The organism is Terrabacter sp. P5_B1, from assembly GCF_056400505.1.
Genome location: NZ_JBFULD010000212.1, coordinates 1 through 7540, shown reverse-complemented (window position 1 = coordinate 7540; position 7540 = coordinate 1). Strand labels below are relative to the sequence as shown.

General features: G+C 73.3%; 7 protein-coding genes. 3 read left to right on the top strand and 4 right to left on the bottom strand.

Annotated elements, in window-relative coordinates; all coding sequences use genetic code 11:
- A partial coding sequence (locus AC1DP0_RS14870) for an IMP dehydrogenase (protein ID WP_478085405.1) occupies window positions 1–431 on the top strand: 431 nt, incomplete at its 5' end.
- A 70-nt stretch (window positions 432–501) separates the two neighbouring features.
- The gene (locus AC1DP0_RS14865) at window positions 502–2169 is read left to right on the top strand and encodes a GMC oxidoreductase (protein WP_478085403.1); all 1668 of its coding nucleotides are present in this window, start codon (window positions 502–504) and stop codon (window positions 2167–2169) included.
- Between the two features lie 22 nt (window positions 2170–2191).
- Here AC1DP0_RS14865 and AC1DP0_RS14860 read toward each other — a convergent pair whose 3' ends face one another.
- Complete coding sequence (locus AC1DP0_RS14860) at window positions 2192–2950, bottom strand: NHL repeat-containing protein (RefSeq protein WP_478085401.1); 759 nt, start codon at window positions 2948–2950, stop codon at window positions 2192–2194.
- A gap of 1 nt (window position 2951) precedes the next feature.
- Between AC1DP0_RS14860 and AC1DP0_RS14855 the strand changes: the two genes are divergently transcribed.
- Window positions 2952–3227, top strand: a complete 276-nt coding sequence (locus tag AC1DP0_RS14855; protein ID WP_478085399.1) for a hypothetical protein — start codon at window positions 2952–2954, stop codon at window positions 3225–3227.
- A gap of 243 nt (window positions 3228–3470) precedes the next feature.
- On the opposite strand, the gene AC1DP0_RS14850 is transcribed toward AC1DP0_RS14855, so the two are convergent.
- The 3 genes from AC1DP0_RS14850 to mnhG all read right to left on the bottom strand — a co-directional run.
- On the bottom strand, window positions 3471–5255 hold the full coding sequence (locus AC1DP0_RS14850; protein ID WP_478085396.1) for an ABC transporter ATP-binding protein: 1785 nt from the start codon (window positions 5253–5255) through the stop codon (window positions 3471–3473).
- The gene (locus AC1DP0_RS14845) at window positions 5255–6976 is read right to left on the bottom strand and encodes an ABC transporter ATP-binding protein (protein WP_478085394.1); all 1722 of its coding nucleotides are present in this window, start codon (window positions 6974–6976) and stop codon (window positions 5255–5257) included. The genes AC1DP0_RS14850 and AC1DP0_RS14845 overlap by 1 nt, the downstream gene beginning before the upstream one ends.
- A gap of 120 nt (window positions 6977–7096) precedes the next feature.
- On the bottom strand, window positions 7097–7540 hold a 444-nt coding region (gene mnhG / locus AC1DP0_RS14840), incomplete at its 5' end, for a monovalent cation/H(+) antiporter subunit G (protein WP_478085392.1).

The window sequence follows — 7540 nt, the reverse complement described above, 5'->3', positions numbered from 1 at the left end:
ACGCGCCGATGGCCTCGGCCGTCGCCGACGTCGCCGCGGCCCGCCGCGACTACCTCGACGAGTCGGGTGGCCGCTACGTCCACGTCATCGCCGACGGCGGCGTGGGCACCTCGGGTGACATCGTCAAGGCCGTCGCGTGCGGCGCCGACGCGGTCATGCTCGGGGCGGCCCTGGCCCGGGCGGCCGACGCCCCCGGCGGCGGCTACCACTGGGGCCCCGAGGCGCACCACCCGCAGCTGCCCCGCGGTGAGCGCATCGCGCTCGGCGCGCAGGCCTCGCTCGAGGAGATCCTCTTCGGCCCGGGCCGGCAGGCCGACGGCACGACCAACGTCATCGGCGCCCTCAAGCGGGCGATGGCCACGACCGGCTACTCCGACGTCAAGGAGTTCCAACGGGTCGAGGTCGTCGTGTCGCCCTACCTGGGCAACTGACGCCGCGCCGGCGTGTGGCGAAGGTTACTGACGGTAGCCTGCAGGCCACGGCTCTCCCTAGGGTGAGCCCATGGAGTTCGACCACGACGTCGTCGTCATCGGTTCCGGCTTCGGTGGCTCGGTCGCTGCGCTGCGCCTCGCCGAGAAGGGCTACCGCGTCCACGTCTACGAGGCGGGACGCCGTTTCGAGGACGAGGACTTCGCCAGGACCAGCTGGGACGTGCGCCGCTACCTGTGGGCGCCCAAGCTCGGGCTCTTCGGCGTCCAGCGCATCCACCGGCTGCCGGACTGCCTCGTCCTGGCGGGGGCGGGCGTGGGCGGCGGGTCGCTCAACTACGCGAACACCCTCTACGTGCCGCCGGCGCCGTTCTTCCGCGACCGGCAGTGGGGCCACATCACCGACTGGCAGGCCGAGCTCGCGCCGCACTACGCGACCGCCCAGCGGATGCTCGGTGTCACCGTCAACCCGTGCGAGGGCCCGGTCGAGCAGCTGATGCGCGACACGGCCGCTGACCTCGGCGTCGGCGGGAGCTTCCGCAAGACCCCGGTCGGCGTCTTCTTCGGTGAGCCCGGCAAGCGGGTGCTCGACCCCTACTTCGGCGGCGACGGACCGGCACGCACGGGCTGCACCGAGTGCGGCAACTGCATGGTGGGCTGCCGGGTCGGCGCCAAGAACACCCTCGTCAAGAACTACCTCGCGCTGGCCGAGCGGCGCGGCGTCACCATCGAGCCGCTGCGCACCGTGACGCGCGTGCGCCCGCTCGACCCGGCTGCGCCGGAGCAGGGGTATGCCGTCACGACCGTTCGCAGCGGCTCGTGGAGTCGGCGCCGGGCGGGGGAGCGCACCGTGACGGCTGCGCAGGTGGTCGTCGCGGCCGGGGCCTGGGGCACCGCGCAGCTGCTGCAGGCGATGAAGGCCGAACCGGAGGGGCGCGGGCTGCCGCGCCTGTCGGACTCGCTCGGTGAGCTGACGCGGACCAACTCCGAGGCGCTGGGCGGGGCGATGACCGTCAAGGTGCCGGACGGCGTCGACCTGACGAGGGGTGTCGCCATCACCTCGAGCTTCCACGTCTCGGACACGACGCACGTCGAGAACGTGCGCTACGGCAGGGGCTCCAACCTCATGGGAGCGCTCGCGGTCATGCAGGTCGACGGTGGTGGCGGCACACCCCGGTGGTTGCGTTTCGCCGGCACCGCTGCCCGCCATCCGCTCGTCTTCGCCCGGTCGCTGTCGACCCGGCGCTGGAGCGAGCGCACCGTCATCGCCCTCGTCATGCAGACGAGTGACAACTCGATCATGGTGCGGCGCCGGCGCGGGCTGCTCGGGTGGCACCTGACCTCGTCGCAGGGCCACGGCGAGCCGAACCCCACGTACATCCCCGAGGGCAACGTCGCGGTGCGCGCCATGGCGGAGCGTCTCGAGCGCACGACGGGCGAGCGCGCCTGGCCCGGGTCGTCGGTCGGCGAGGTGCTCGACATCCCGATGACGGCGCACTTCCTCGGCGGCGCGGTCATCTCCGACTCGCCCGAGCACGGCGTCATCGACCCCTACCAGCGCGTGTGGGGCTATCCGGGCCTCCATGTGCTGGACGGGTCGGCCGTCTCGGCCAACCTCGGCGTCAACCCGAGCCTGACGATCACCGCGCAGGCCGAGCGGGCCGTGTCGCTGTGGCCGGCGCGCGGCGAGGCCGACCGTCGGCCGGCGCAGGGCGAGGCCTACCAGCTCGTCGACGCCTGACGCCGATACCGGAGGGCTGCGCTCAGCCGTTGGGCGTCAGGAGCAGGATGACGTCGCTCTGGTCGTCCGAGACGTAGATGCGTCCCGCGGCGTCGACGATCAGGCCCTGGGGCTCGATGAGTCCGGCGCGGGCCAGGACGGTGGAGCCGCCTCCGGCGAGCGGCCACCGGCGCACGTCGTGGTTGGTGTGCCGGACGTCCGTGACGAGCAGGTTGCCGTGGCCGTCGAGGGCGAGGTCGTCGGGCATGCTGGCGCGCGYGACCCGGGTGTGGCTGCCCCCGGCGCCGACGCGCCACACGTCACCGCCGCACTCGTCGGCGACGTAGACGGCCCCGTCGGGGCCGGCCGCTGCGCCGACGGGGTGCACGAACCCACCCGACAGCGCGGTGCGGTCCGAGCCGTCCGGCCGCATCCGGTAGATGGTGCCGGTGACCGGGTCGGGCACGACGAGGGTGTGCGTGGTCGCGTCCCAGGCGATCCCGTCGACGCCCCCGTGGCAGGTCGCCTTGACCGGCCGACCGGGCAGCGTCGTGAGGACGTGCGGGCTCGCGGCCCCCGGCGCGTACAAGAGCACCCGGTTCGTGTTCTCCTCGGCGACGACGAGGGTCCCGTCCGCGAGGAGCACCAGGCCCTCCGGCCCGTCGAGGCCGCGGTGGATGACGTCGCCCGTGCCGTCCGCGCGCAGCCTGCTGATCGTCCCGTTGGTGTAGTCGCTGTAGAGCAGGGCCCCCGACGCGTCGAGGACGAGGTCGTCGGGATGGTCCGTGCCGCGGTGCACCACGGTGGTGCGGTACGAGGTCGGCGCCGGACCGACACCCCGGCTCGTCAAGGTCTGGCGGGGGGCGGAGGTGGGCCGGGGCGCCGGGGCAGGGGTCGACGGAGCGGGGCTCGACGGAGCAGACGGTGTCGTCGTGCTCGCGGCCGAGCTCGTCGGCGGCGCGGTGGGTCCGCTGGTGCCGGCCGGAGCTGCGGTCGGTGACGACGAGCAGCCCGCGAGCGCGGCGCACACGCCGGCAGCGGTGACGAGACGGGCGAGCCCGTGCATGTTCCGACGGTAGGCACGCAGCCTGTGACCGGGCGGTGAGCAGCCGGGCGGCAGCCGGGCGGCACCACCCCGCATGGCCGGCCCGAGCACGAAAGAGGGTGAGGCCGTCACCCCTCAGAGACGGCCCCACCCGGCGGTGCAGGCGAGCAACCGGTCGAGAAACCGCCCGGCACCGCGCTGAGAACGAGGCAGCGGGATGCGGGTTACGGGTGCTGTCGAATCTTTGCCGAAGCAAGGGCTCGCGCCCACGGCCGGCTCAGCGGGCCGGCTGGGGCTCGTCGCGCCACGAGCGCCAGAGGGCGGCATACGCGCCGTCGGCCTCGAGCAGCTCGTCATGGGAGCCGATCTCGCTGATTCGACCGTCCTCGACGACGCAGACCCGGTCGGCGTCGTGCGCCGTCATGAGCCGGTGCGCGATGGCGACGACCGTACGCCCCTCGACGACCGCGGCGAGCGACCGCTCGAGGTGTCGGGCGGCACGCGGGTCGAGCAGCGAGGTAGCCTCGTCGAGGACCAGCGTGTGCGGGTCAGCGAGGACGAGCCGCGCGAGGGCGAGCTGCTGCGCCTGGGGCTCGGTGAGCCGGTGACCTCCGGACCCGACGGGGGTGTCGAGCCCCTCGGGCAGCTCCAGCGCCCAGCCCCGCGCGTCGACGGCGGCCAGCGCTTCGAGCAGCTGCTCGCGCGAGGCCTCGGGGCTGGCGAGGCGCAGGTTGTCCTCGAGCGTCCCGACGAAGACGTGGTGCTCCTGCGTCACGAGCGCGACCTGGCCGCGCAGCTGGGCGAGCTCGAGGTCGACGAGGCGCACACCTCCGACCTCGACGCGTCCCTCGCGCGGACCGTCGATGCCGGCCATGAGCCGGCCCAGCGTCGACTTGCCGGCACCCGACGGTCCGACGATGGCGAGGCGCTCGCCGGGCTGCAGGTCGAGCGAGACGCCGCGCAGCACGTCGCGGCCGGCCCGGTAGGAGTAGTGGACGTCCTCGACCTCGAGGCGGTCATCGGCCGGCTCCGCCCCGGTGGCGGTGCGGTCGGCCGGGACGTCGGCGATGCCGATGACGCGGGCCAGGCTGGTCGCGCCGATCTGGATCTCGTCGAGCCAGGAGATGAGCTCGTCGAGCGGGCCGGCCATCTGCTGCACGTAGAGCGCCACGGCGGTGACGGTGCCGGCGGTCGCGACGTCGCGCGAGATGAGGAACCCGCCCCAGAGCAGCGTGACGGCCACGGGCGCGAAGAAGGCGAACTCCACCGACGGGAACCATCGCAGGCGCAGGCCGAGCGTGTAGAGCTCGGCGTCGTAGCAGTCGCGCAGGGCGTCGTCCATGCGGCGCCGGCGACGGCCGCCGAGACCGAGCGCGTCGATGGTGCGGCCGCCGTCGGCCGACTCGGTGACGACACCGTTGAGCACGGCATACGTGGCCCGCTCGCGGAGGTAGCCCTCGGGGGCGTGGCGCAGGTAGCGCCGCGTCGACAGCACGAGGATGGGCACACCCACGACGATCGCCAGGGCGACCTGCCACCCGGTGAGGAAGGCCGCGACGACGGTGATCGCGGTCGTAACAGCCCCGAGGAAGATCGCTGGGATGCCGAAACGGATGACGCGCGAGAGGGCCTCGACGTCGTTCGTCGTGCGCGCGACGAGGTCCCCCGTTCCGGCGCGCTCGACGGTCGAGAGCGGCAGTTCGACGACGCGCTCCATGAACTCCTCGCGCAGCTCGGCGAAGATCGTCTCGCCCATGACGAACGAGGCCCGGCGCGCGAACCACGTGACGACGGTCTGCACGACGACCGCACCGGCGATCCAGAGCGCGAGGCGGTTGACGACGGCGAGCGAGCGGCCGTGGCTGATCTCGTCGACGAGCAGGCCGATGACGCGCGGCGCGACCAGGGCAGCCACGGCGGCGACCGCGTGCAGCGCGATGACGACGAGGATGCTGCCGCGGTGGCGTCGGACGAGTCCGCGCGTGTGGTCCTTGACCGAGGCAATGTCGGCGACGGGCAGCGACCGGGTCGACGACGGGGTCGAAGGGGGCGGCAGTGACATCAGTCCTCCTCTCCTCGGACGACGGTGCGTCGGTAGTCGGGGTCGTCGGCCATGAGCCGGCTGTGGGTGCCGGTTGCGGCGACCCTGCCGTCGCGCAGGAAGACGACGTGGTCGGCCTGGTCGAGCAGCAACGGGCTGGCGGACATGACGACCGTGGTGCGGCCGGCCCGGGCGGCGGTGAGCCGTCCGGCGATCCGGGCCTCGGTGTGCGCGTCGACGGCGCTCGTCGGCTCGACGAGCACGAGGGTGTCGGCGCCGGTGAGGAGCGCACGGGTGAGGGCGAGGCGCTGGCGCTGGCCGCCGGAGAAGGCGCGGCCACGTTCCTCGACCTCGTTGTCCAGTCCGCCGGGCAGCGCCTCGAGCACGTCGTCGCCGCTCGCGACCGAGAGGGCCTCGAGGATCGAGGCGTCGTCGTGGTCGCCCCACGGGTCGAGCTCGGCGCGCAGCGTGCCGGTGAAGAGGCGGGGGTCGGTCTCCGACACGACGATCCGGCGCCGGACCTCCGCGAGGGAGGCGTCGGCGAGGCGGGTCCCGTCGAGCCGCACGTCGGTCTCGTCGGCACCGAAGCGGCCGAGCCGGTTGGCGAGCGCCGCGGACTCCTCGGGCCGCGCCGACACGACGACGGTGAGGCGACCCGGCTCGATCGTGACGCCGCTGCGCGGGTCGTGGAGCCGGGCCGGGCCGGATGGCAGCGGCTGCGCGTTCAGCCTCTCGACGTCGTCCGGCTCGACGCGCAGGATCGTCGTCAGCTTGCGGGCACCGATGTGCGCGCGCGTCGCCCGGTCGACCATCTCCGTCGCGGTGCGCAGCGGGATGACGAGAAAGGCCGTGTAGCCGTAGAACGCGACGAGCTGCCCGGCGGTGATCTGGCCGTCGATGGCGAACCGCGCGCCGAGCCACACGACGACGAGGACGAAGATGCCGGGCAGCAGGACCTGGGCCGCGTCGAGCGCCGCCTGGTAGCCGGCGACCCGGTTGCCCACCTGACGCACGGACTGCGACTGGACGGCGTACCGGCCCAGGAAGGTCTGCTCGCCGCCGATGCCGCGCAGCACGCGCAGGCCGGCGACGGTGTCGGCACCGAGCCCGATGAGCGTGCCGGACTCCTCGCGCTGGGCGAGCTGGCGGGCCTGGAGCGGGCGGACGATGAAGGTCAGGCAGGCGACGAGCACCGGCACACCGATGAGGACGACGAGCCCAAGCGGTGTCGAGGCGCCCAGCAGGATGAGCGCGACGACGACGTAGGACACGACCGCACCCGCGAATCGCGCTGCGACGTCGTACAGTCCGCCGATCCGCATGGCGTCGGAGCTGACCGTGGCGACGACGTCACCCGTCGGGACGGAGCGGGTCAGGGCCTCGCCGGTGTCGGCGGCCTTGTGGCCGATGAGCTGGGCCGAGCGGAACGCGCCCTGCATCCAGTTGGCGACGGCGTACTTGTGACGCATCGCGCCGGACAGGGCGCTGAGGACGACGAGCCCGATGAGAATGCCGCACCACAGCAGGAGGGCCCCCGCGTCGCCGCCGATGATGCCCTCGTCGATGGCCTTGCCCATGGCGGCGGGGAAGAGCGCCTGGCTGACGAGCCACACGACGCCGAAGGCGATGGCGATGGCGAGGGTGCGCCGCTGGCCGTTGCCGACCCACCGGAGGTATGCCGTCGGGCTCGTCAGGTCGGGCGTGCCTGGGTCGGCGTGGGGCAGCGAGATCACTTGGTTCATCGTACGTTCGGCGAGGCGGTGCCTCATGCCATTTTCGGTCCGTGTCACCGCCCGACCGTAGGAGCTCAAGCCCGCTCGAGGTCAAATCCCTTGGGGCGTATGCCCTGTGGCCCGGTCGCGTCAGTGCGCCGAGTCGCCGTCCGCGCGGTGGGAGGCGCGGTCGAGGGCGTCGGACAGCTCGTCGATCTCGAGACTCTCGGTGTCGACGCGGCGGTTGCGGTAGGCGGCCCGACCGACGAGGTGCGCCGAGACGGGCGAGGTGAAGAACTGGGTCGCCGCGAGCAGGACGAGGGTCGTGACGGCCGCCCACGTGCGCAGGGTCAGTGCGAGACCGGTGAGGATGAGGATGAGTCCGAGGGTCTGCGGCTTGGTCGCGGCGTGCAGCCGCGAGAGCGTGTCGGGGAAGCGCAGCAGGCCGACGGCCCCGGCGAGGCAGAGGAACGACCCGAGCAGGAGCGAGACTGCTCCGGCGACGTCGAGCAGCGAGGTCCACGTCATGACTGCTCCCGCTCGCCCCGCGGTTCGCGCGACCCGCGCGACCCGGGCTGCCCGGGCTGCCCGGGC